Source organism: Methylomonas sp. HW2-6 (genome assembly GCF_052474525.1).
Genome location: NZ_CP184124.1, coordinates 2,112,545 through 2,137,421, shown reverse-complemented (window position 1 = coordinate 2,137,421; position 24,877 = coordinate 2,112,545). Strand labels below are relative to the sequence as shown.

Annotated in this window: 21 protein-coding genes; 16 read left to right on the top strand and 5 right to left on the bottom strand. The window is 56.5% G+C overall.

The window, feature by feature from the left end; genetic code table 11:
* Positions 1 to 28: 28 nt before the first annotated feature.
* The 3 genes from ACH518_RS10815 to gap form a co-directional block, all read right to left on the bottom strand.
* Positions 29 to 1,456, bottom strand: coding sequence for a tyrosinase family protein (locus ACH518_RS10815; RefSeq protein ID WP_445372907.1), 1,428 nt, complete (start codon positions 1,454 to 1,456; stop codon positions 29 to 31).
* A 409-nt stretch (positions 1,457 to 1,865) separates the two neighbouring features.
* The gene (gene pyk / locus ACH518_RS10810) at positions 1,866 to 3,299 is read right to left on the bottom strand and encodes a pyruvate kinase (protein ID WP_140912165.1); all 1,434 of its coding nucleotides are present in this window, start codon (positions 3,297 to 3,299) and stop codon (positions 1,866 to 1,868) included.
* A gap of 9 nt (positions 3,300 to 3,308) precedes the next feature.
* Complete coding sequence (gap, locus tag ACH518_RS10805; protein WP_140912164.1) at positions 3,309 to 4,322, bottom strand: type I glyceraldehyde-3-phosphate dehydrogenase; 1,014 nt, start codon at positions 4,320 to 4,322, stop codon at positions 3,309 to 3,311.
* A gap of 190 nt (positions 4,323 to 4,512) precedes the next feature.
* On the opposite strand from gap, the gene ylqF reads away from it, so the two are divergent.
* The 3 genes from ylqF (at position 4,513) to ACH518_RS10790 (ending at position 8,466) form a co-directional block, all read left to right on the top strand.
* Positions 4,513 to 5,421, top strand: a complete 909-nt coding sequence (gene ylqF / locus ACH518_RS10800; protein WP_445372906.1) for a ribosome biogenesis GTPase YlqF — start codon at positions 4,513 to 4,515, stop codon at positions 5,419 to 5,421.
* A 153-nt stretch (positions 5,422 to 5,574) separates the two neighbouring features.
* Positions 5,575 to 6,216, top strand: a complete 642-nt coding sequence (locus ACH518_RS10795) for a DUF2076 domain-containing protein (protein WP_445372905.1) — start codon at positions 5,575 to 5,577, stop codon at positions 6,214 to 6,216.
* A gap of 258 nt (positions 6,217 to 6,474) precedes the next feature.
* On the top strand, positions 6,475 to 8,466 hold the full coding sequence (locus ACH518_RS10790) for a HAMP domain-containing methyl-accepting chemotaxis protein (protein WP_445372904.1): 1,992 nt from the start codon (positions 6,475 to 6,477) through the stop codon (positions 8,464 to 8,466).
* A gap of 60 nt (positions 8,467 to 8,526) precedes the next feature.
* On the opposite strand, the gene ACH518_RS10785 is transcribed toward ACH518_RS10790, so the two are convergent.
* Positions 8,527 to 12,378: a DUF1631 family protein gene (locus ACH518_RS10785; RefSeq protein ID WP_445372903.1), complete on the bottom strand. Its 3,852-nt coding sequence runs from the start codon at positions 12,376 to 12,378 to the stop codon at positions 8,527 to 8,529.
* A 430-nt stretch (positions 12,379 to 12,808) separates the two neighbouring features.
* Here ACH518_RS10785 and dusA point away from each other — a divergent pair, with 430 nt between their 5' ends.
* From dusA to ACH518_RS10750, 7 genes are read left to right on the top strand one after another with little or no spacing between them, the layout of a single operon-like run.
* Entirely contained in the window at positions 12,809 to 13,801 is a 993-nt protein-coding gene (dusA, locus tag ACH518_RS10780; RefSeq protein WP_140912159.1) for a tRNA dihydrouridine(20/20a) synthase DusA, read from the top strand.
* 39 nt (positions 13,802 to 13,840) lie between these two features.
* Entirely contained in the window at positions 13,841 to 14,386 is a 546-nt protein-coding gene (gene folE, locus ACH518_RS10775; RefSeq protein ID WP_140912158.1) for a GTP cyclohydrolase I FolE, read from the top strand.
* A 4-nt stretch (positions 14,387 to 14,390) separates the two neighbouring features.
* Positions 14,391 to 15,368, top strand: a complete 978-nt coding sequence (hemH, locus tag ACH518_RS10770) for a ferrochelatase (protein WP_445372902.1) — start codon at positions 14,391 to 14,393, stop codon at positions 15,366 to 15,368.
* 32 nt (positions 15,369 to 15,400) lie between these two features.
* Positions 15,401 to 16,993 (top strand): MutS-related protein, encoded by a 1,593-nt coding sequence (locus ACH518_RS10765; protein ID WP_445372901.1) that lies wholly within the window; start codon positions 15,401 to 15,403, stop codon positions 16,991 to 16,993.
* A complete protein-coding gene (purT, locus tag ACH518_RS10760) occupies positions 16,990 to 18,186 on the top strand; it encodes a formate-dependent phosphoribosylglycinamide formyltransferase (protein WP_445372900.1) in 1,197 nt (398 codons plus the stop codon). The genes ACH518_RS10765 and purT overlap by 4 nt, the downstream gene beginning before the upstream one ends.
* A 25-nt stretch (positions 18,187 to 18,211) precedes the next feature.
* Positions 18,212 to 18,787: a lytic transglycosylase domain-containing protein gene (locus tag ACH518_RS10755; RefSeq protein ID WP_140912154.1), complete on the top strand. Its 576-nt coding sequence runs from the start codon at positions 18,212 to 18,214 to the stop codon at positions 18,785 to 18,787.
* Positions 18,788 to 19,636: an HDOD domain-containing protein gene (locus ACH518_RS10750; protein ID WP_445372899.1), complete on the top strand. Its 849-nt coding sequence runs from the start codon at positions 18,788 to 18,790 to the stop codon at positions 19,634 to 19,636. It abuts the gene before it with no gap.
* Here the strand turns inward: ACH518_RS10750 and ACH518_RS10745 are convergent.
* Positions 19,633 to 20,235 carry a Maf family protein gene (locus ACH518_RS10745; protein ID WP_140912152.1) on the bottom strand — a complete coding sequence of 201 codons (603 nt, stop codon included), beginning with the start codon at positions 20,233 to 20,235 and terminating at the stop codon, positions 19,633 to 19,635. The two genes, ACH518_RS10750 and ACH518_RS10745, sit on opposite strands and share 4 nt — an antisense overlap.
* Positions 20,236 to 20,292: 57 nt before the next feature.
* On the opposite strand from ACH518_RS10745, the gene ACH518_RS10740 reads away from it, so the two are divergent.
* From ACH518_RS10740 to fabG, 6 genes are all read left to right on the top strand, one after another.
* Positions 20,293 to 20,811, top strand: coding sequence for a YceD family protein (locus ACH518_RS10740; RefSeq protein ID WP_278212630.1), 519 nt, complete (start codon positions 20,293 to 20,295; stop codon positions 20,809 to 20,811).
* A 1-nt stretch (position 20,812) separates the two neighbouring features.
* Positions 20,813 to 20,995 (top strand): 50S ribosomal protein L32, encoded by a 183-nt coding sequence (gene rpmF / locus ACH518_RS10735; RefSeq protein WP_054763470.1) that lies wholly within the window; start codon positions 20,813 to 20,815, stop codon positions 20,993 to 20,995.
* A gap of 202 nt (positions 20,996 to 21,197) precedes the next feature.
* Positions 21,198 to 22,226 (top strand): phosphate acyltransferase PlsX, encoded by a 1,029-nt coding sequence (gene plsX, locus ACH518_RS10730; protein ID WP_260839273.1) that lies wholly within the window; start codon positions 21,198 to 21,200, stop codon positions 22,224 to 22,226.
* On the top strand, positions 22,223 to 23,191 hold the full coding sequence (locus ACH518_RS10725) for a beta-ketoacyl-ACP synthase III (protein ID WP_278212634.1): 969 nt from the start codon (positions 22,223 to 22,225) through the stop codon (positions 23,189 to 23,191). Before plsX ends, ACH518_RS10725 begins: the two co-directional genes overlap by 4 nt.
* Before the next feature lie 8 nt (positions 23,192 to 23,199).
* The gene (fabD, locus tag ACH518_RS10720) at positions 23,200 to 24,150 is read left to right on the top strand and encodes an ACP S-malonyltransferase (protein ID WP_445372991.1); all 951 of its coding nucleotides are present in this window, start codon (positions 23,200 to 23,202) and stop codon (positions 24,148 to 24,150) included.
* Positions 24,143 to 24,871, top strand: coding sequence for a 3-oxoacyl-ACP reductase FabG (fabG, locus tag ACH518_RS10715; RefSeq protein ID WP_445372898.1), 729 nt, complete (start codon positions 24,143 to 24,145; stop codon positions 24,869 to 24,871). The genes fabD and fabG overlap by 8 nt, the downstream gene beginning before the upstream one ends.
* Positions 24,872 to 24,877 lie beyond the last annotated feature (6 nt).

Genomic DNA, 24,877 nt, shown 5'->3' with positions numbered 1-24,877 from the left:
CATCGGTACCTTTCCAATTCCGCTCTCGCTAGTGAGTCACCGAAATTCCGTAAGCCCCGGTACCGGTTGGACTGTAATGACGCACCCTAACGAAATACTGACCGGGCAGCAGGACCCGAACAATTTGCGAATTAGTGCCGGGTCCGCTATCGTCGTCTTGCGTCACAAAACTGGTTTGGCTGTTGGGTCCATACAGGCTGATAAAGGTATCTGTCGAACCGGATGTCGTAATCGTATGGCTGACGGCAGCGGAAACCATAAAGGTATATACATCGCTTTCGTTCGCAGCGGCGATATTGCCTTGCACCACCGGGCCGTTGACCAAGATTTCCGGCAACCCAGGCGGCGGATTGGGCGATACATTGCCACCCACTGCAACGCCGTATGGACCGGTGCCGCCAGCCTGATAATGGCGCACCTCGATAAAATAGGTACCTGCCGATAACTGGGTTTCGATTAGAGCATTGGTTTCAGGGCCGCTATCGTCGTCGCTGGTAACCAGATCGGTCTGATTGTTAGGCCCGAATAGCGACATGAATACATCGGTTGGCCCACTTGTTTCCAGCGTATAGATCCCGGCTGTCGGCGCCAAAAAGCGATACCAGTCGCGCTCGCTGGCGAGTCCGATATTGGCCGGCCGCGGAGCCGCCCCCACCGTCAAATCGATAATTTGCTGAGGTTGCGCCAATTCGTCGTCGTAGCTGTATCCCAGGGTCGTATGGTTAATAACACTCCCCGGCGTCGGTGGCGAAACTTCATTTTGCCAGGGCTCTAGCGGCGTGTTCAAATTGAAATTGGCATCGCCTTGGAACGCTGCCTGATCCGGGTGTTGGCGTTGCCACAGCGCCCAAAGCCGGTCTACATTGCAATGCAAAAGAAAAAAGATCGGATCGTTGGGCGAACTGGCGGTACCCGCGGCACCGCCGACCGACGTATGCACCGTGTTATGGCTTTGGTTCTCCGCGTTACGCACGAATACTCGATAAGGCACGCTAGCCAATACGGCACGCACTGTATTGGCGGTGGGTAACTGACTGAGTTGCAGGTCGCGAGTAAGTTCGACGGGATCGCTGGGGGAATCGCGCTCAGTCAACGGCCACCGACCGCTACCGAATGCAAACGGGCCGTTTTGCACTGCGCCGCCGCGCGGAACGCCGTTGCCGCCCATGAAATCATCATCCCAAAGACTCGAGTTGGCGTTACGGTCGGTAGTCCAATCCCAATAGGGTAAGCTTACTGAGGCGTCAATAGCCTGCAGGTCAAGTTCAAGTCGCCGCAAAAACTCCCGGTGCCATGGCAAAAACAACACGCTGCGATGAATCCCACTGTTGAATAGCTCACGGTGATGACGCACATATCGGTCGTAGACGCCGTTAGCTTTGAGTTGCAAAAGAGCGGCAATGAAACGCGCCTTTTCGTCCGGCGTTAATGTGGTGTGATTTTTTCGGATACCCATGGCAGATCCTCCTCTGAGTAACTACGGTAAGCTCACATTTTGAGCATGGTCACTGTAAAACAATCGTCGCGACTTGTCATGACACCCGCGTACCGGTACGAAATTACCTGGTAAATCTATGAACTTACAACGCGATATTCGGTGGTTCGTGCCTCGGTCTGGCCAGTGAATAATTTGCCAAGCTGTAATGATTCGCCGAATTTATCCTGGAATTCCGTTCGGGCTAAGCTGATCGAAACCAGCGGAGACGTGATCTTCGACACGTGCAGGGCAACCGGTATTTAAGTACCGAGTTAATGGTTCATAGAAAAATCCAATCCCCACACTCCCGCTCGCCGATCCCACAAACAAAAAACGCGGCGCCCGGCCGAAGCCGGAACGCCGCGTTTTGATTTAGGGCAAAAACCGATCAGTCTTCTACGGTGACCACTTTCAGCGAGTTGGTACCGCCTTGATGGCCGGTCGCGTCGCCTTTGGTGATGATGTAGGTATCGCCTTTGTTGACCACACCGCGGGTACGCAGCTTATCGATGATGGCTTTGTTGACTTCGGCTTTTTCCATCGATTCACGGCTGAACGGAATCGGGAATACGCCGCGGTACAACGTCACCCGGCCCAGCGTTTTTTCGTGGCTGCTGAACGCATAAATGGGGATGTTGGAGTTGATCCGCGACATCCACAACGGGGTCGAGCCGGACTCGGTCAACGAGGCCACGCCGCTGATCTTGGTGTGGTTGGCCATGTACATCGCCGACATCGCGATGGCTTCGTCGATCGCCGAGAAGCTATCGGTCATGCGGTGATGTGAATGAGTCACGCTCGGTTGCTTTTCGGTCTCCCAGCAGATACGCACCATGGCTTGCACGGTTTTCACCGGATGCTTGCCGGAAGCGGTTTCCGCCGACAGCATGATCGCATCGGTACCGTCGACAATCGCGTTGGCAACGTCGAACACCTCGGCGCGGGTCGGGATCGGGTTTTCGATCATCGACTCCATCATCTGCGTTGCAGTAATCACGGCCCGGTTCAATTCGCGCGAACGTTTGATCAAGTGCTTTTGCGCCGCCGGCAAGTTGGCGTCACCGATTTCCACACCCAAGTCGCCGCGGGCGACCATGATCGCGTCGGAGGCCATGATGATCTCATCGATCACGTCCATGGCTTCGGCCCGTTCGATTTTCGCCACCAAACCGGCATAGGAGCCGGCCGCTTCCAACAAGGCACGGGCTTCGTGCATGTCGTCGGCGGTGCGCGGGAACGAAATCGCCACGTAGTCGGCCTGAATCACCGCGATGGTTTTGATGTCTTCTTTGTCCTTGTCGGTCAACGCCGCCGCCGACAAACCACCGCCCAGCAGGTTGATGCCCTTGTTGTTGGACAAGTCGCCGCCGACCACCACTTTGGTGTTGACGCGGGTGCCGTTCTCGACGTTGACCACGTCCAGCACCACCCGACCGTCGTCCAGCAGCAGGCGAGTGCCCGGCTTGACTTCGCGCGCCAGCGGCTCGTAGCTGATACCGACCTGAGTATGGTCGCCGTCGTATTTACCAAGATTGATGTCCAGGGCAAAGTCTTGGCCTTCGTCCAGCCAGACTTTGTTTTCCTTGAAACGCTCGATCCGGATTTTCGGGCCTTGCAGGTCGGCCAGAATACCGACCCTGCGGCCGGTTTTCTTGCTCAGTTCCCGCACGCGGTTGGCACGGTCGATATGATCCTGAGCGGAACCGTGCGAGAAATTCAAACGGACGACATCGATACCCGCGTCGAACAATTCCTCGAGTACGCCCGGCTTGTCCGTGGAGGGTCCCAGCGTCGCCAGGATTTTGGTTCTTCGTAACAGCATGTAATCCCTTTATTTGGCGTTATGCAGCGCAATGGTGGTGTCCAACATACGGTTGGAGAAACCCCACTCGTTGTCGTACCAGGACAAGACTTTAACGAAGTTACCGCCGGTCACTTTGGTCAGACCCGCTTCGTAAATCGACGAGTGCGGATTGTGGTTGAAATCGGAAGACACCAACGGCTCATCGTTGATCGCCAAAATGCCTTTCAAAGAACCGTTAGCCGCTTCGCGCAGAATGCTGTCGATTTCTTCCTTGGTGGTGTTGCGCGAGGCCTGGAAGCACAAATCGACCACGGAAACGTTGATGGTCGGAACCCGCATGGCGAAACCGTCCAGTTTGCCTTTCATTTCCGGTAATACCAAACCCACTGCGGCAGCGGCGCCGGTTTTGGTCGGGATCATGGACTGGGTCGCAGAACGGGCGCGGTGCAAATCGCTGTGATAAACGTCGGTCAGCACTTGGTCGTTGGTGTACGAGTGGATCGTGGTCATCAAACCGTGGTCGACACCGATGGTGTCCATCAACGGTTTAACCAGCGGTGCCAAGCAGTTGGTGGTGCAAGACGCGTTGGAAATCACGGTGTCGGACGCTTTCAGGGTTTGGTGGTTGACGCCGTAAACCACGGTGGCGTCGACGTCGTTACCGCCCGGAGCGGAAATGATGACTTTTTTGGCGCCGGCAGAAATGTGCGCGGAGGCTTTGGCTTTGCTGGTAAAGAAACCGGTGCACTCGTGCACGACGTCGATGCCCAGTTCACCCCAAGGCAATTTAGCCGGATCGCGCTCGGCGAAAACCCGGATGCGGTCGCCATTAACCACAATGTAATCGCCATCCACTGTCACATCAAACGGGAATTTGCCATGAACGGTGTCGTATTTGGTCAAATGCGCATTGGTTTTGGAATCGCCCAAATCGTTGATCGCAACCACTTGAATTTCGTTGGTGCGACCGGCCTCGTACAGTGCGCGCAGAACATTGCGACCGATACGGCCGTAACCGTTAATTGCAACTTTAATTGCCATAGAATTTTCTCCGGGATGATTGTGAAGGACTGGGGTTGAGATGTGCCGAAAGCACCAAAAATTCGGCAGATTGTAGCAAACCCTGGCAAACAACGTCTACCGCCGAGACCGGATTAGCGCCGCTCGCCGCTGCCGCACCTACGCAACTACGTTACAATTGCGCTCCATTCCCGACCGCAGACAACCGCTCATGCAAATCCAGTGGTACCCCGGCCATATGCACAAGGCCAGCAAAGAAATCAAATATGCGCTGCCTGAGATCGATCTGCTGATCGAAATCCTCGACGCCCGCATCCCTTACAGCAGTCAAAACCCGATGCTGGCCAGACTGCGCGGCAGCAAACCCTGTATCCGGGTATTGAACAAAACCGACCTGGCCGATCCGGAACTGACCAAGCAGTGGCAGGCGTATCTGGAACGCGAGCAAGCGGTGAAAACCCTGGCGGTAACCACGCAACAACCCGACAAAATCAAACAGATCATAGACCTGTGCGGCAAAATGCTACCGGACAAAACCGCCGCCGGCAAAGTGGTCAGAACCATGATCATGGGCATCCCGAATGTCGGCAAATCGACCATCATCAACGTGCTGGCCGGCAGGACCATCGCCAAGACCGGCAACGAGCCGGCCGTGACCAAACAGCAACAACGCATCAACCTGGGCAAGAATATCGTGCTGTCCGACACGCCGGGCGTGCTGTGGCCTAACGTCGAGAACCGGCACAGCGGTTACCGGCTGGCCGCCACCGGTGCCGTCAAGGATACCGCGTTCGAACACGCCGATATTGCTTTGTATACGCTGGATTACCTGCGTCGTGTGTATCCGGAACTAATGCGCCAACGCTATCGAATGGAAACCCTAGCGGAAGAATCGCAGGCCTTGCTGGAAGCGATAGGTGCCAAACGCGGCTGCTTGCGCGCCGGCGGCATCGTCGAACTGGACAAGGCGGCCAAACTACTGCTGACCGAGTTGCGTGCCGGCACCATAGGCCGAATCACATTGGAAACCCCGGAGATGATAGAAGCCGAAATGACTGAACTGGCCGCTATCCGGGCCGAAAAAGCCGCCGAGCGCGAAGCGCGCCGACAGCGCTCCTGACCGGCGCCAATGCGCAATCGGGCCGCGGCCGACGGTTCAGGCGTTGAAAATCGGCGCAGCTTGCCCCACATCGTTCCGGAACCTTTAAGCTACCCCTGGGGTCTGCTGCGCAACCGCTGAGCGGCCAATATTCTCAAAAACGGAGCCATTCGAATGAATCCTCAAGAACGCGATCAACTCAACCTGTTCTTAAAACAATTGACCGAGGCCAGAATCAGCGCCAAAGATGCGGAAGCCGCGCAGTTGATTGCCGATGGCGTCGCCAAACAACCCGATGCCGCCTACCTGCTGGTGCAACGGGCCATGTTACTGGAACAAGCGTTGAACAGCGCCAAAAGCCAGATCGCCGACCTGCAACAGCAATTGCAAAATAGCGCCGCGGCGGCACCGCGCGGCGGATTTTTGAGCAACGATCCGTGGGCGCCAGCACCGGCTGCCGGCGGCGTACCCGGCGCCGGCAATTACCAAATTCCGCGCAACGCGCCGATGCCGCCACAAGCCAGCGCGTTCGGCGGCGGCTCGAGCTTTCTGGGCAACATCGCCACCACTGCCGCCGGCGTCGTCGCCGGATCGTTTCTATATCAAGGCATCGAAAGCCTATTGGGCCACCACGGCGGCGGCCAATCGCTGTGGAGCCAACCCTCGCACGATAGCTTGGCGGAACCGACGGTCATCAACAACTACTACGGCGACGAGGCGATTGCCGCCGCGACCGCGGACGAGCCGAACGATTATGCCAGCGACGGATCGAACGACTTCGATACCGCCGGCTCCGACGACTCCGACTGGATTTAACCCATGCACTGGCCCGAGCCGAAACCTTGAAGTATCGGCCCGGGCCAGCGCGTCAGCCACCTGCCAAGCCCCAAAACCACTAGCGCCAACCTCGCTCCGCCCTCAACTCCCAGCAAGGCGGAGGCTCGCTGTGACTGAGCGCGTCACCGCCTTACTTCCCCAAAAATATGGTCTACACTTTCGAAAAACCGGCGCAAGCCGGCGAATTGTCTAGCCTAGCAGCCGTCTGATACGCCTTCAACCTTTGGAAAATCTTTAATGCAACTAACCATACGGAACAAATTGATCGCCAGCTTTTCGGCTCTGGTCCTGATCTTAGTCATATTCGGGCTGTTAGCCTGGATCTATATCGGCCGGTTGGGATCAAGTCTCGACGAAATCGCAGAATGGAAGGTGCCGGCCGTTAAACTGGCCGTCGACGTGCACGCCGGCGCCTACGACGCGACGATAGAACAGCTCAATTACCTGCTCTACGAACGCGAGGAAACCTATACCCGCGCCAAGCAGGTGTTGAACACCATGGACGATAACCTGAACAAAGTCGACAGGATAGGCAACACCTTCTCCGATAAAGCCTTGTTGGAACAATCGGCCTCAGTGCGCAACAATGTCAAAGATTTCCGCGAGTTATACGATAATGGCGTCGCCGCATTGAAAAACAATCGGCAAGCGGTCGACACCATGGTCAACAGCGGCAGAGCGGTACTTGCCGAAGCCGACGCCTTTGCCGAAAAGCAAGAAACGGAATATGCCAAACTCTTGGAAAACGGCGCCAGCCAGACCGAACTGAACGGCAAGGTACAAAAATACATTCTGGTCAACCGCATCAAGTCGCTGGCGCAGACCATCATTCAACACGAAAAGGAAGAACGGCTGTACAAGGATCGCCAGTATTACCAACAAATGCAGCAGGAATTACCGGCATTGATGGTGTTGTACGACAAACTCGCCGCAATTACGCCGGAACCGACCGAACACGAACGCATCGATAAAGCTCGGGCCGAAACCGCAAAATACCAAAACGCCGCGGCGCAATGGATCGACAACGACACCCGCCTGAAACAAATCGTCGCCAAAATGGACCAAATCGCCGCCAGCGCCCGACAATCGGCCGCCGCCGCGGAACAGGACGGCTGGAGTAAAGCTCAGGAAATCGCCGGCAAAACCGTGGCGCTGGTGGGCCAGGCCAATACCATCATCGTGGTGTGTCTGATCTTGGGCATTGTCATCGGTGTCGGCATGGCGTTCACCGTGCCGACTAACATAGTCAACTCGATCAATGCGCTCAGCAAATTCGCCAAAGCCTTCGGCACCGGCAACCTCACCGTCCGCACCCGGTTCTCGCCCAGCGACGAAATCGGCGTCATGGCACAAGACTTCGACCACGCCGCAGAAAGTATTCACAAAATTGTCGGCAAGGTCAGCGGCTACTCGCAAACCTTACAACGGAATGCCGAAGTACTGCTGCGGGCCGTAGAGAACAACTCAGCCGGGGCCCAGTCGCAAAAAGAATATATCGAACAGGTGGCGTCGGCCATGAGGGAAATGGCTGCAGCGGTGCAAGCGGTGGCACGCAATGCGTCGCAGGCGGCCGGAGCTGCAGCGGAAACAGACCGCCAAGCCCGCGCCGGGCAATCTGTGGTGCAGCAGGCAGTCGGTTCGATAAACGCATTGGCCCGAGAAATTGCCGATGCGGCGGGAACGGTCAGCAATCTGGAAAGCCACGTCAACGACATCAGCAGCATTCTGGACGTGATCCGCAGCGTTTCCGAACAAACCAATCTGCTGGCGCTAAACGCGGCGATCGAAGCGGCCCGGGCCGGAGAACATGGCCGCGGCTTCGCCGTGGTCGCCGACGAAGTGCGTACGCTGGCCAGTCGCACGCAGTCATCGACCAGCGAAATCCAGAGCATGATAGAAAAGCTGCAATCAGGCTCGAAACAAGCCGTCGTCGCGATGAATGCCAGCCGAACACTGGCCGAACAGAGCGTGGAAAAAGCTCAGGCATCGGGTCAGGCCCTGGGCGCAATTACCCAGTCGGTGGCGACCATCAGCACGATGAACACCCAGATCGCCACCTCTGCCGAGCAACAAAATGCGGTGACCGAGGAAGTCAGCCATACCGTGATCAAGATCACCGAGATCGCCGAAACCGGCGTCGATACCGCAAGGGCCTCGCTGAAATCCGGCATAGAATTGACCGATCTGGCCAAGGAACTGGAACAAGCGGTGTCGCAATTCAAGGTATAAGCCCGAACTACCGGCCGCGACAGGGTTCCGCCGGCCGGTAACTGGCGGATTTCACAGCGATCAAAATCCCCAAAATTCGACGTTTTCGAACGAAAACGACTCGCTGGGCGGCAGCTTTTCGCTCAATTCCAGCAGCCGGATCGGCTTTTCGATGCCGTAGCCCTGGCAAAAGTCCACCCCTATCCCTTTCAATAGCGTCCTGATTTCGTCGTTCTCGACGTATTCGGCGATAGTTTGCAAGCCCATGGAATGAGCAATTTCGTTCATCGACTTGACAATGGCAACATCGGCCTTGTTGTTATGCATGTCTTTGACAAAAGCGCCGTCTATCTTCAGATAATCGACGTTGAGATTTTTCAGGTAGGAATAGGACGAGTATCCGGAACCGAAATCGTCGAGCGAAAATTTACAGCCGAACTGTTTGATCGCGCCGATAAATTTCTTGGTAAATCCCAAATTCTCCGCCGCCACGGTTTCAGTGATTTCGAACGTGATTTTTTCGCAAGGTACGCTGCCTGCCGCCAACACCGATTTCAGAAACTCCAGAAAATCCTCGCTATTGATCGACTGCCCGGACAGATTGATCGAGAAACCGTCGATTCTATTGAATAACTCGCGATTGTTACCGATCCAGTCGAATACATTGCTGACCACCCATTGATCGATTTCCGGCATGCGCTGACAACGTTCCACCGCAGGGATGAAATGGTCGGGGGCAATGACGTTGCCGTCCTCGCCGGTGACGCCAAGCAATATCTCGTAATGCAAATGGCTGGCGGTGACGGGATCGGTGCCTGCGATCATCTGGCAACGGGCAAACAAACGGTTTTCGGCAAAAACTTTGTCGATCCGGCCGATCCATTCGTGCAGTTTTTCCTGATAACGCAAATTCTCGTCGTCGCTGGAAAACACCAATACATTGTTCGGCCCTGAGCGTTCGGCCGACATGCTGGCTGAATCCGCCCGCCGCAGCAATTCCTGTACGTCGTAGCATTCGGCGGCGAACGGCACCAAACCCAGGCTGACGCTGATCGAAAAGCTGCTTTCCTGCCATTGAAAATGTGCCTCGTTAACCACTTTCACCAGCTTACGCGCCGACGCCAAACCCTCCGCCGCGGAACAGTTTTTGAACAAAATCGCGAACGATTCATCGCCCAACCGCGCCAGCAAATCGTTGTGTTCGACGTGTTGCGATAGCGTTGCCGCCAAACTCTTCAACAATTGCTCGACCCCGGCAGTGCCGCAAATATTGGCGATCACCCGCAAATCCAAGACTTCCATATGACACAGCATATGGTGGGCTTCACCGATTCTGGCGGTCTCGTTTTTGAGCTGCTTACTGAACTCGTCCCTGGTAAACAGTTCGGTCACCGGATCGTGCGTGGCATTGAACAGCAGTTTTTCATGCATCTTCTGCAGCATCAAATTGGTCGTTCTGTCGACCAAGGGCGAATCCAGACTTTCCATTTTTATGGCTTCGCCTTTACGCATCAGGTCGGCCAGCTCCTCCCGGCTCAACTCCAATTTATTCAGCCCGTCTCGATTAACGAACACATACAATTGCAACAAATCACCGACCCACACCAATTTCATCGATTCGAAGCCTTGGCCGTCGCGCAGCAAGGTAAACCAATCGCCAACACTGAGCTGCTCGACCTGCGCCATCCAGGCGTCTTCCTTGAGCGGGCGTTCTTTATGACTTCCGGTATCGGCCGGCGGAATTCTGACCGTCTCGACCGGTTTGCGTACCTTCGGGTCGCCGCTACCCAGCAACAACGCGGTCAATTCATCGACCACACTGTCCAGTAAAAACACGTTGGTACATACCGAGGTCAACTGCTCCTTGACGTAATCCAGCGTGGTCTGGATCGTCGCCGCCTGAATTTTCAGCATCGAATCCTGTTCGAACAGCCAGAACAATAGATCGTCGAACACCTTCAAATAGGTGCGTTTTTCCTCGGGTTTACGTTCGCAGTTCAATTCGGCGATCAGCAGCAGGTGTTGCCAGCCGTATTGCAATAATTCCGGGATGACTTTAGGCACCACCCGGCCGGCAATACGCTTGTCGATTTCGTCCTGTACCGAATGCCGGGCCTTTTCCAGCTTCTGTTGGCCTTCGTAAGTTTCTATGATGCGTTTGACATTGGTATCGACCGATCGGGTCACTTGCCGGGTAAGTTCGCCCAACTCGCGCTCGGCTTGCTTGAAGACCTCGGGGTTGGTTTGAGATTCGCTATTGATCCGGGCAACAATATCGTCTACCGCGGTTTTAATATTGATATTTTTTACCACCCGATTACTTTTGACCGCCGGCTCCAATACCGACAATTGGTTCAAAATGCTTTTTACCGGATGTAAATCGGCGTTTAAAAAATCGTCGCCGCGCAATGCAAGAGACAGTAAAGGCAAGTGGATACGTTCCAGCGCCGGTTTGATCTCGGACTCGGGCGCCACGTCGTTGAACAAGGTTTCGAAAAACCGGCCATAGAGATCCAGATGTTGCATATCGGACGCGGAAATCGATTTCGCCCCCAGCCCCAAGCCGCTCAGCGTATCCTGCAAGCGTTTTTTCAGCAGCGACGCATCCCAGTGCAACTTGGGTTCTCCGGCCAGATTTTCCTGCAACCGGGCGATGGCCGTGGCAATTTCGTCGCGGTCGAACAGCGCCGCGGCCGACGCCTGGCGCGCGGTCGCGGCAGGTGCGGCAAGCTCGGGATAGTCGATGCCGGTCTCGGTCAACAAATCCAGCAACGTCGCCGCGACCTGGCCTAGCGGCCGCCGTTCCCGCGTGTCGCCGCCTCCCATTACCTGGCTCAATTCAGTGGGCGTTTGCTGTTCGCCGAGCCCTGAGCGGTCGGCGACGTTCCCGCCGCCAAGCCCCCTGGATTTGCCGATATCGCTCCAATGCGACTGCCGCGGAGTTCTCTTGTCCGCAGATTGGTTCCGCGACAAAAACATGTAAGTTTTCTGGTAAACGCCGTTCAAGTCATTGAACAGCACCTTGCCGAATGCGCTATAGACCAGACTATTGATTTTCCGCGTCAAATCCAGCTGGATCACCAACTCGCGAAAACTGTCGCACAACACCGCTGGGCTGAGGGGGTTAACGACGCCACTCTCGCTGAAACCGAATATCCGGCCGATCTCGCCGGCGACCAGATTGATTTGCTCGTCGTAATGGTTAGCCAGCTTTCTGATGATCAACGACATATTCAGCCAGTCTTCGAAGTCTTCTTTCTCGACTAGGGAAAGCACGTTGTAGTCGGGAATCAAACGCTCTTTATCCGGCTCGTTCCGGGCAATGCCGTCGACATGGGACAATACCGAAGTACAGAATTCGCTGATAAACGTTTCCCGCCCGGTTTTCAATACCGTGATTAAATCGTCGAGCATCGACTGATTGGTAAAGCATTCGCTGTATTGACTGGAGTCGGCGATATAGTTGCCCACCATCTCGTAATAGTGGTTCAGCACCGGCGGCAGGTTTTCGATCAAGAACACCTTGAACAGATTTCTCAACTTCTCCTGATCCAACTTGCCGGGCTGGATCTGGTTGCCGGGCGCCAACAACGCATTCAATGGCGCGCTGGCATATTTTTTCAATGCATTAAACGTATCCCGCGGCATATCCTCGACCGCGACGCCGATGCCACCGCCGGCAACATGTAAGGCGCGGGCATCGATCCGATATTTCTCGCCGTTGACCGCCGAATCCAGGGAAAACTGGATTTTCACCGCTTTGTCCAATGGTATTTGCTCGGGCGCCTTCAGCGCCAAGAAAAATCCGCCCAAGCAAAAATCCAAAATCACCGCGTCGAACTGCAAACGGTTATCGACCACCAACACGGCCTCCAGCTCGATCGGATAGCGAATGTACCTGCGCTGTTTTTGTTTATTAATGTTGGTAGGCATGTAAAGCGAAAATTGAAATTCTATCGATCGCGAAAATCCGCCGCGGGGATCGAACAAGATCGACTTGGGCACCCCGTCCGGGCTGACTGCACCAGGTACCGGACTCGAGCGATACTGGACCAGCCGGGGTAAAGCGTCTAACAAGGGCGCTAACTCTAAAATCGAATACTACATCAGCTCTCCGGAACGCACAAATGGGGGCAAAGCCGCACAAAAACGCCTCCTCATGGCTAAGCCTAAAGACTTAACCCGGCACCACAAGTGGGCCCATCGCTCCGTCATGCATCGATCTTAACCCAAAAAATCCCGTATCTACTGTGTACAATAATAGTCGGTAGCCGCAGGAATGCCTTTGTAAAAATTTAGCCGAAACGACCCCGCCGCCCGCTGGAGCAAACCCTGATTCCAGCCGAAATTAACCAAACACAGTATGACAAATACCCCGTCCGTCCCGCCGCCGTTTGCGGCATCCCGGTTCAGCGTCGCGCCGATGTTGGACTGGACCGATCGCCATTGCCGTTATTTTCACCGCTTATTAAGCCGGCATGCTCTGCTGTATAGCGAAATGGTGACCACCGGCGCAATATTGCAAGGTAATGCCGAACGGCATTTGCAATTCGACGCAGCCGAACACCCGGTTGCCTTGCAATTGGGCGGCAGCAATCCACAGGAACTGGCGCAATGCGCCAAAATTGGCGCCCGCTATGGCTATGATGAAATCAATCTAAACGTCGGCTGCCCCAGCGACCGGGTGCAAAACGGCCGCTTCGGCGCCTGCCTGATGGCCGAACCGCAACTGGTCGCCGACTGTGTCGCGGCCATGCGCGATGCGGTTTCGATTCCGGTGACGGTCAAATCCCGCATCGGCATCGACGACCGCGACTCCTATACCGAATTGGTCGATTTCATCGCGACAGTCGCCCGTGCCGGATGTAAAACCTTCATCGTCCATGCCCGCAAGGCTTGGCTGTCCGGGCTGTCGCCGAAAGAAAACCGCGAGATTCCGCCCTTGCGTTATGACGTGGTGTTCCAGTTGAAGCAAGATTTTCCGGAACTTGAGATTGTGATAAATGGTGGCATTAATACTCTGGATGCGGCCGAAGCCTTATTGAGCCAAGTCGACGGCATCATGCTCGGCCGCGAGGTTTACCATAACCCGTTCCTGCTGGTGCAGGTCGACGCTCGGATTTTCCGGGATGAACGGCCGCTACCCAGCCGGCAGCAGATCGTGATGGCGATGCAGGATTACATAGAACAGCAAATTCGGTCAGGCCAACGTCTGCATAACATCACCCGGCATATGCTCGGCTTGTTCCACGGCGTGGACGGGGCCCGGGCCTGGCGCCGGCATCTGAGCGAGAATGCCGGCAAACCCGGCGCCGGTTTTGAGGTGATTTTGGACGCTCTGGCATTTACTTTTTGATCCTGTATACTCACGGCATTTTTTTACCCAGGGGCGGCGATGGAAGAATATTTCTCCAAAATCATTCAGGCAATAGGCGAAGACGTGAACCGGGAAGGTTTGCGCGATACGCCGAAACGGGCCGCGAAAGCCTTTAAGTTCCTGAACAACGGTTACGAAAAAAACCTGGACGACGTCTTGAACGGGGCCATTTTTCAAGCCGATACCGAAGACATGGTCATCGTCAAGGACATCGAACTCTATTCGCTGTGCGAACACCATCTGCTGCCCTTCATCGGCAAATGCCACATCGGTTACCTGCCACAAGGCAAGGTACTGGGCTTGTCGAAATTGGCGCGCATCGTCGACATGTACGCCCGCCGGCTACAGATCCAGGAACAACTGACCCGGCAAATCGCCGACGCGGTGGAAACCGCTATCGACGCCCGTGGCGTCGCGGTCGTGATCGAAGCCAAACATTTATGCATGATGATGCGCGGCGTCGAAAAACAAAACTCGGTGATGACCACCTCGGTGATGAGCGGCATTTTCCGCCAGGAAATCAGCACCCGCTCCGAGTTCCTCAATCTGATCAACCGAAAATAGCCCGATGAGCGAAACTCCTGCCAACAAAACCGGCGTCTTGCTGGTCAATCTCGGTTCGCCGGCTTCGCCGAAAACCGGAGACGTCAGGCGTTTCCTGCGCGAGTTCCTGGGCGACCCACGGGTCGTCAACCTGCCGCGGCCGCTGTGGTGGCTGATATTGAATCTGTTCGTGCTGCCGTTTCGGCCGCGCAAATCCGCCCATGCCTACCAATCGATCTGGACCGAGCAAGGTTCGCCGCTGATCGTGTTCAGCCAGCAATTGACCGAAAAACTGAAAGCGCGTTACGGCGGACCGTCGCTAGCCATCGACTGCGCGATGCGCTACGGCAAACCGGCCTTGCGGGACAAATTAAGGGATCTGAAAAAACAAGGCGTCACCGAAATCGTGGTATTACCGCTCTACCCCCAGTATTCTTCGACTACCACGGCCTCGATTTTCGACATCGTCGCCGACGAATTCGTCGACTGGCGGCATATGCCCGGCCTGCGTTTTATCAGCGATTTTCACCAGCACCCGGCTTATATCACTGCTGTCGCCGCGTCGGTGCAACAACATTGGCAGGAAAATGGCCAAGCGCAATTGCTGGTAATGTCCTTTCACGGCTTGCCGGCCAAATTGACCGAATGGGGCGACCCTTACTATTACCAATGCCAGACCAGCGCCCGCTTGATTGCCGAGCAATTGGGCCTGACCGAAACGCAATGGAAACTGGTGTTTCAGTCGCGATTCGGTCGTGCGGAATGGTTGAAACCCTATTGCGTAGAAGTGCTGGAGGAATTACCCAAACAAGGTATCCGCCAAATTGACATGATCTGTCCCGGATTTTCGGTAGACTGCCTGGAAACGCTGGAAGAAATCGCAATCGCTAATCGCGAACTGTTTCTGGAAGCCGGCGGCGAAAGCTACCGCTACATTCCGTGCCTGAACGACAGCGACGCCCACGTCGAGCTGATGCTAGAGTTAATAAGAACCGCACGCTGACGTTGCGGCCGATAAAAAACGGGGGAGGCAGCATGCAACAGAACATTCTACAAAGTTGGAACGGCGAATGGCCGAAGGCCCGCTCTACCGAACCGCTGGCAACCGGTGCCGGAGTGATCGACCCGGGCGCCTTCAATACGATCGAGGTCGACGAACTGTTCGACAATGTCAATTACGCCAGCACCCTGGCCGGCCAAGCCGTGCTTTACCGTTCGCTGGCCCAGCCCATGCACGACCGCGAAGCCATTGCCGCCAAACAGGACGCCGTGCGCGAAATTCGCGACAACCCTGCGGTCCGGGAAAACATCGAGAATATCGTCGCCAATGCCGCCGCCGGCGAAAACCGCTTGTATCTGCTACTGTTCGGCGAATTCCTGGGCGGTTTTGGCACCGCCCGCGAAGACAATCAGATCGAGGGCTACGGCTACAAACAATACGTGCGCGGGATTCGCGTGGTGCTGAATCTGGTCGGCGCCATTTACAATTCCGGCCGGCCGCAAAGCCCTTATCTGCAAAGCGTATTCGACAAAATCGGTAATTTCGCCCAAAGCAACGAATACTCGCTGATGGTCGGCCCGGTCTACAACAGCGAAAAAGGCCTGCAAAGCAAGGAACAACGTAAAAACTCGTTTGCTCCGGCCACGATTTTCCGGCCCACACTATTCAAACCGTTACTGATCGCAATGTTGGTTGCCGCAATTTGGGGCTTGACCCGGATTTTCCCCAGCGACATGTTCCAGGTCACCCGCGACGGCCTGTCTGTAGCCTCGGTATTCTTCCTGCCGTTGGCCTTGGCTTACATTCCGGTGGTCGGCGGCTACGACCGCGACAACTGCATCATTCCGCTACGCGAGATCTACAAAAACTCTGCCGCGCTCGGCGAATTGCTGGACGGCCTGGGTCAGCTCGACGAACTGTTAGCCTTTATCAAGTATGCCGAGAACTACGGCAGCGAAACCGTATTGCCCGACTTGACCGCGGGAGACCGCCACTCGATTGAATTGCACGACGCGAAGAATCCGGTGCTCGGCCACAAAAATCCAAACTACGTCGACAACGATTTCAGCATGAGCGAGGAACGGCTGGTCTGCGTCACCGGGCCGAATAGCGGCGGTAAAACCGCCTTCTGCAAAACCGTCACTCAAATTCAATTGCTGGCGCAAATCGGCTGCTACGTGCCGGCCCGGGCCGCCAAAATGACAGTAGCGGATCGGATTTTTTACCAGGCGCCGGAAATCAGCCATCTCGACGACGGCGAAGGCCGCTTCGGCACCGAGTTGAAACGCACCCGCGACATTTTCCTGGCAGCCAGCAGCAACAGCCTGGTCGTGCTTGACGAAATGGCGGAAGGCACTACTTTTGAAGAGAAAATGCAATCGTCGATCGACGTGCTGGACGGCTTTTACCGCAAAGGGAACAGCACCATCCTGATTACGCATAACCACCAATTGGTCGACGTGTTCGTCAATCGGCGGGTGGCGACGCCGAAACAAGTGGAATTCGCCGACGACATGCCGACCTTCAAGCTGATGGACGGCATTTCCCGCGTCAGCCATGCCGATCGGGTAGCAAAGAAAATCGGCTTTTCCAAACAAGATATCGATAACTATCTAGCCAATTCATGAACATAGGTACACCCGACACTGCCTCCGCCACCAAAGCCCTGCTGCTCGGTAGCGGCGAACTGGGCAAGGAAATCGCGATCTCGCTGCAGCGTTACGGGGTGGAAGTGATAGCGGTCGACCGCTACCCCGGCGCCCCGGCAATGCAGGTGGCCCACCGCCGCCATGTGATCGACATGACCGATGCCGCGGCGGTCAAGGCCTTGATCGCGCAGGAGCAACCGCACTTCATCGTGCCGGAACTGGAAGCGATCGCCACCGATGCACTAGCCGAAATTGAGCGAACCGGGCACACCACGGTGGTACCAAATGCCCGCGCCATCCAATTGACGATGAACCGGGAAGGCATCCGCCAACTGGCAGCCGCGGAATTGGGCTTGCCTACCTCGAAATACGCCTTTGCCGAATCCTTCGCCCAACTGCAAGCCGCCGTGGATAGCGGCATCGGTTACCCTTGTTTCGTCAAACCGACCATGTCATCATCGGGCAAGGGCCAGTCGATGGTGAAAAGCGCAGACCAATTGCAAGCGGCTTGGGATTACGCCAAAGCCGGCGGCCGCACCGATACCGGCAAAGTCATCGTCGAAGCCAAAATCGACTTCGACTTCGAAATCACCTTATTGACGGTACGGGCGCTGGATGCAGAAGGCCGGGTGCAGACTTATTTTTGCGAACCGATCGGCCACCGTCAGGAACACGGTGACTACCGGGAGAGCTGGCAACCGCAAGCCATGAGCGAAAATGCCATCGCGCTGGCGCAACAAATCGCCGGCAAAGTCACCGATGCCTTGGGTGGACTCGGCCTGTTCGGTGTGGAACTGTTCGTCGCCGGCGACCAGGTCTGGTTCAGTGAAGTCAGCCCGCGGCCGCACGATACCGGCATGGTCACAATGGCCAGCCAACGCCAGAGCGAATTCGATCTGCATGCCCGGGCGATTTTGGGTTTACCGGTCAATACAGCGCTGGACAGAACCGCTGCCAGCGCCGTGATTCTGGGCGGCATCGACGCCAAAGCAGTTAGCTACCAGGGATTAGAGCGAGCCTTGGCAATACCGGATACCGATGTCCGCCTGTTCGGAAAACCGGAAGCCTTCGCCGCCCGGCGCATGGGCGTCGCGCTGGCGACCGGCGAGACGGTCGAAGCGGCGCGGGCCAAGGCCGTACAGGCCGCCAGCTCGGTCGCGGTTGAGCAATGATCTGATATTTCGGGAGGGTAACGCGATGAAACGCCTGCTGATCGCCATCTTATCCTTCGCGCCAATCGCCGACTCCGGGGCGGATATCTATAAATATGTTGACCCGGACGGCCGGGTTTATTACACCGACGAGCCGAAAAAAGGCTTCGATTACCGCCTGATCATCCGCACCCGGCCGCGCACCTATAGCCGCGACTTGAAGTACATGTCCGGCAACAAACTCAAATTCAACGATTTGATTGCCAAAGCCGCAGCCAAACACCAAATGGACCCGAAACTGCTGCACGCCGTAATTCAAGCGGAATCGGCCTACAACCCGCACGCAGTATCTTCTGCCGGCGCAGTGGGCTTGATGCAGCTGATGCCTGACACGGCCCGTCGCTACGGCGTCACCGACCGGCGCGACGCCGAACAGAACGTCGACGGCGGCACCCGTTATTTGAAAGACCTGCTGGCCATGTTCAACTCGAATTTGACCTTGGCCGTAGCCGGTTACAACGCCGGCGAGGGTGCGGTGATGAAATACGGCAACGCCGTGCCGCCCTACCCGGAAACCCGCAACTACGTACAGCACGTACTGTCGCTATATCGGAAAAGCTGAGTGAAGGTCGCCGCAATCAGGCAACTGGTCGCCGACGCGACAAACCTGTTCTCGTTGCCCGACATCTATTTCCAACTGAATGAAATGATCCGGGACTCGCGGTATTCGCCAGCCGACATCGGCGCGGTGATCGCAAAAGACCCCGTACTTGCGGCGCGGCTGCTACGCGTCGTCAATAGTCCTTTCTACGGCTTCCAGGCCCGGATAGACACATTGTCGCGAGCCATTACCGTAATCGGCGTCGACGACCTGTACAGTCTGGTCGTGGCAACCTGCATCGCCGACCGGTTCCGGCAAATACCGGGCGAATTGGTGGACATGGCCAGTTTCTGGCGCCGCAGCATCCACTGTGCGATTTTGGTGCGGGCCTTGGCCAAGCGCTGCGCGGTTTTGCACGCCGAACGGCTGTTTATCGCCGGCCTGCTGCACGATATCGGCTCGCTGCTGCTCTATCACCGCTTGGCGGAACCCAGCCGCCAGGCGCTGCTGGCCGCCAACGGCGACCGCCGTTTGGTTCCCGGCCTCGAACAAACCCTGCTCGGCTTCACCCATGCCGAGGTTGGCCGCGAATTATTGAAGAACTGGGGCCTGCCCGAATCCCTGTACGAGACAGTAGGCTGTTACCTGGAACCGGAGCAAGCTTTACTGCACAAGCTGGACGCGCACCTACTGCACATTGCTTGCCGACTGGCCGACTGCAAATCGGCCGCCGAACGTCAAGCCACTGCGGCCGGTTTTGCGAAGCAAACGCTGGTCTTGGTCCGGATTAGCCGCGAACAGATTCTGGAAATCGCCGACCAAGTCGACCAGGACTTAGCGCAAATGCTGGATTTATTCAGCCCGCCCTAACCCGCCGCCGGGTTCAGCACGTCGACGCCGAATTTCTTCAGCAAACCGGCCAATTTAATCAAGGGCAAGCCAACCAAGGCATTCGGATCTTCGCCGCAAATTTTATCGAACAAGGCGATACCCAGGGATTCGGATTTGAAGCTGCCGGCGCAATCGTAGGGACGGTCGATGTCCAAGTAATATTCGATCTGCTGCAGGCTTAAGGATTTGAAGTGCACCTCACACTCGACCAGATCGGTAAAATACTGTCCGCTGGCGCTATCCAATACGCAAAGCCCGGTGTAGAAAGACACCACTCTGCCCGATTGGCGCTGCAGTTGGGCAACTGCCCGCTCCCGATTCCCCGGCTTTCCCAGGATTTCGCCGTCGAACGCTGCCACCTGGTCTGAGCCGATCACCAGATGTGCGGGATGGATACTGCCAACTGCCAGCGCTTTTTCGACGGATAAACGCAGCGCCAAATCCGTTGGCGGCTCGTTTGGCCGGGGCGTTTCGTCGACGTTCGCCGGGCAACAATTGAAGTCGACAGCCAATTTTTTCAATAGCTCTCGACGGTACGCGGAGCTGGATGCCAGCACGATGGAACTAGTCTCGGTCATGGAATAGCAAGTTGTCAGTTTGACGCAACAGTCTGATATCTGTATCATTGTACAGTTATGTCAGATAAGTTTCCCGACCATATTGATCCTCTGCTGTTCGCTGAAAGACGTAGCGTATTGGCCGGAGAATTGAATATCGCTACGCTCGAACGCTTGGCCGATAGCGTAGTTGACCGTAGCGGTGTCTTGGCCGTCCGCATCGAGTTCGGCAAAGAGGGTAAACGGGTTACCGTGTCCGGCCATATAGGGGGCGACCTCCAATTGGAGTGTCAATCCTGCCTGCAGGCGCTGGCATGGCCTGTAGATATCAGCTTTAAATTGTCTGTTGTGTCTTCGCTACAGGAAGCCAAGCAACTGGACGATTCCGAGCCGTTAATGCTGGACGGCGATACGATTTCGTTAACCGCCTTGGTCGAGGACGAAATTCTACTGGCGTTGCCGGATTATCCGCGACACCCGTTCGACTGCATCGAACGCAACCGTTCCGAAGACGCCGAATACGGCGCGACCGATAGTCAGATCAAGGCGAACAACCCTTTTTCTGTTTTAGCAAAACTTAAAAAAACTGGAGATTGAAATGGCAGTACAAAAGAGCAAAGTATCGCGTTCCAGACGCGGTCAACGTCGTTCACACGATGCATTGGTCGGCAAAACCCTGGCCCAGGATCCATTGACCGGCGAAACCCATCTGCGCCACCACATGACACCCGACGGTTATTTCAAAGGCCGTCAAATCGTCGGCGCACACGAAGAAGATTAATCGTAGCGCTCCGCCGGGTATCGACCCGCGCCGGATTTATGCCGAATAAACCGCTCCGGTCCGCAAACCGGGACCGGCGCTTTCGGTCTCGGCGGCCGGGGAAACAAACGGCGCATTTCGGCAGCACGATAGTCTCTGGGTAAAGCCAACTTGTTGTTCGGCAACAGTTGGCTTCTTTTAACTTATGGGGTTAGTCATAAGCGTGAGCTCAACTCTCTCAATCGACGCCATGGGCGGGGATTTCGGTCCGCAAGTAACGGTTCCCGCCTCTCTGGCCTGTTTAAGAAAAAATCCGGATCTGAATCTCATCATGGTTGGCGACGAGGCGGTTCTGCGCAAACTGCTGGAACCGGCGCTTGCCGAATTTGACGGCCGGATCAGCATTCAACACGCCTCACAAGTCGTGGAAATGGACGAAACGCCGCAAAAAGCGCTGAAGAACAAAAAAGATTCTTCGATGCGGGTAGCGATCAACCTGGTTCAGGAAGGCAAAGCCGACGCTTGCGTCAGCGCCGGCAACACCGGAGCCCTGATGGCAACCGCCCGTTTCGTGCTGAAAATGATCCCCGGTATCGATCGTCCCGCGATTATTTCCACCCTGCCTTCGACCTTCGGCCATACCCACATGCTGGACTTGGGCGGCAACGTCGATTCCAGCGCCGAACATCTCTATCAATTCGCCGTGATGGGCGAGGAAGTCGTCAAAGCGGTGGAGAACATCGAGCGGCCGCGTATCGGCTTGCTGAATATTGGCGAGGAAGACATGAAAGGCAACGAGCAAGTCAAAGCTGCCGCCAAATTACTGGAAAATTCCTCGCTAAATTACATCGGCTACGTGGAAGGTAACTCGATCAACGCCGGCAACGTCAAAGTCGATTTGATCGTCACCGACGGCTTCGTCGGCAATGTCGCCTTAAAATCGATCGAAGGCGCCGCAAAAATGATCGGTTCCAAATTGAAAGACAGTTTCTCGAAAAACTGGCTGACCAAACTGGCCGGTCTGGCGGCCTACCCGGTTCTGAAACAATTCAAAGACAGCATCGATCCGCGCCTCTACAACGGCGCCAGCTTCATCGGCTTGCGCGGACTGGTGATCAAAAGCCACGGCGGCGCCGACGCCCTGGCCTTCGAGACTGCCATTCATCTGGCCGAACTGGAAGTGGCGCAAGGCGTTATCCGTAAAATCAGCGAAAAACTGGAAGTCGCGCTCGCGCAGAAGGTCGCCTCATGAGCCGCTGGACCAAGGTAATCGGCACCGGCGGCTATCTGCCGCCGATCGTCCGCACCAACGACGATATCTCCAACATGGTCGACACCTCCGACAGCTGGATTTACGAACGTACCGGCATCAAAAGCCGTCGCATCGCCGGCCCGGAGGAAACCGCCTCCAGCATGGCCGAAATCGCCGCCCGCCAGGCCATAGCCATGGCCGGTATCGCCGCGACCGACATCGATATGATCGTCGTCGCCACCGGCACGCCGGAGCGGGTCTATCCCAGCACCGCCTGCCTGCTGCAGGAACGGCTGGGCATCAAACACTGCGTTGGCTTCGATATTCAGGCCGCCTGCTCCGGTTCGGTTTACGGCCTCAGCATCGCCGACCAATACATCAAAACCGGCTTCGCCAAAAACGTCCTGGTGGTCGGCAGTGAAATCTGCTCGCGGATTGTCGACTGGAGCGACCGCAGCACCTGCATTCTGTTCGGCGACGGCGCCGGCGCGATCCTGCTGACGGCCAGCGCGGAGCCCGGCATATTGTCCACTCATATTCACTCCGACGGTGGTTACGAAGACCTGTTGTATTGCCCGAACCCGCAAGTGGCAGCCGAAGCCAAACAGCAAGAGCCGGCCTTCATCAGTATGCGCGGTAACGAAGTGTTCAAAGTTGCGGTCAACACGCTGGGCCGGATTGTCGATGAAACCCTGGCCGCAAACGGCTTGCAGCAAAGCGATATCGACTGGCTGGTGCCCCATCAGGCCAATACCCGCATCATTGCCGCCACCGCGAAAAAACTCGGCATGTCGATGGATCAAGTGATTCTGACCTTGGAAAACCAGGGCAATACCTCCTCGGCATCGGTGCTACTCGCCTTTAACGAAGGCGTGCGCGACGGCCGCATCCAACGCGGCCAGACCGTGCTGATGGAAGCATTCGGCGCCGGTTTCACCTGGGGCTCCGCATTACTGAGGTACTAACGATGACAATCAACGAACAAAGTTACAACCTGGCCTTCGTCTTTCCCGGCCAGGGCTCGCAAGCCGTCGGCATGCTCGGCGCGTTGGCGGAAGCCACCCCGGTGGTGAAACGAACCTTCGAACAAGCGTCCGACGCGCTGGGTTTCGATTTGTGGAATCTGGTCGCCAACGGCCCGGAAGCCGATCTCAATCAAACTCACAATACCCAACCGGCCATGCTGGCGGCCGGCGTGGCCGTCTGGCGGGCTTGGTGCGAGCTATCGGCGATCCGCCCTGCCTGGATGGCCGGCCACAGCTTGGGCGAATATACCGCCCTGGTGTGTTCCGGCGCACTGGGCTTCGACGACGCAATCAAATTAGTTGCCGCCCGCGGCCGCTTGATGCAGGAAGCGGTACCGGCCGGCGAAGGTGCAATGGCCGCCATCCTGGGCCTGGAAGACCACCAAGTGGTCAACACTTGCACTGAAGTCGCCCACGGCGAGATCGTCGCCGCCGCCAACTTCAACGCGCCCGGCCAAGTCGTCATCGCCGGCCAAACCGCCGCCGTCGACCGCGCCATTGAGGCCTTGAAAGCCCTGGGCGCCAAGCGCGCCTTGAAACTGCCGGTCAGCGTACCGTCGCATTGCGCCTTGATGGAAGCGGCCTCCGACCAGCTCAACGAGATTCTGCAAGGCCTGAACGTCGACATGCCCAATACCACGCTGATTCACAATGCCGACGTCAAATCGCACGGCTCGCCGGAAGTGATTCGCTACGCGCTGAAGGAACAATTATTCAAACCGGTGCGCTGGGTGGAAAGCATCAAATTCATGCACGAGCAAGGCGTTACCGCCTTCGTCGAGTGCGGCCCCGGTAAAGTGCTGATGGGCTTGAACAAGCGCATCGCCGCCGATGCCGCCCACTTCACCTTGTACGACATCGAAACCATCAACAACGTTGTGGAGCAACTCCGTGGATAAGAAAACCGCCATCGTTACCGGCGCCAGCCGCGGCATCGGCCGGGCCATTGCCGAAAGACTGGTCGCAGACGGCTTTTACGTACTGGGCACCGCCACCTCCGACAGCGGTGCCGAGGCTATTTCCGCCTACCTGGGCGACAACGGCAAAGGCTATAAACTGAACGTGGCCGACGCCGCCGACATCGAAGCCTTTATCAAGACCACCGGTGACGCCTACGGCACGCCAGCGGTTCTGGTCAACAACGCCGGCATCACCCGCGACAACCTGTTGATGCGGATGAAAGACGAGGAATGGGACGACATCATCAACACCAACCTGACTTCGATCTTCCGGATGAGCAAAGCCGTGTTACGCGGCATGATGAAAGCCCGTTACGGCCGCATCATCAATATCTCGTCCGTCGTCGGTTCGACCGGCAACGCCGGCCAGACCAACTATGCCGCAGCCAAGGCCGGCATGGTCGGCTTCGCCAAATCGATGGCGAAGGAAGTTGGTTCGCGCGGCATCACCGTCAACACCGTTGCGCCGGGTTTCATCGACACCGACATGACCAAAGAATTGTCGGAAGAGATCAAAACCGCCCTGCTCGGCTCAATCGCGCTGGGCCGCCTCGGCCAACCGGACGAAATCGCCCACGCTGTATCCTTCCTGGCCTCCGAGCAAGCCTCCTACATTACCGGCGAGACCCTGCACGTCAACGGCGGCATGTACATGCCTTAACAGCAG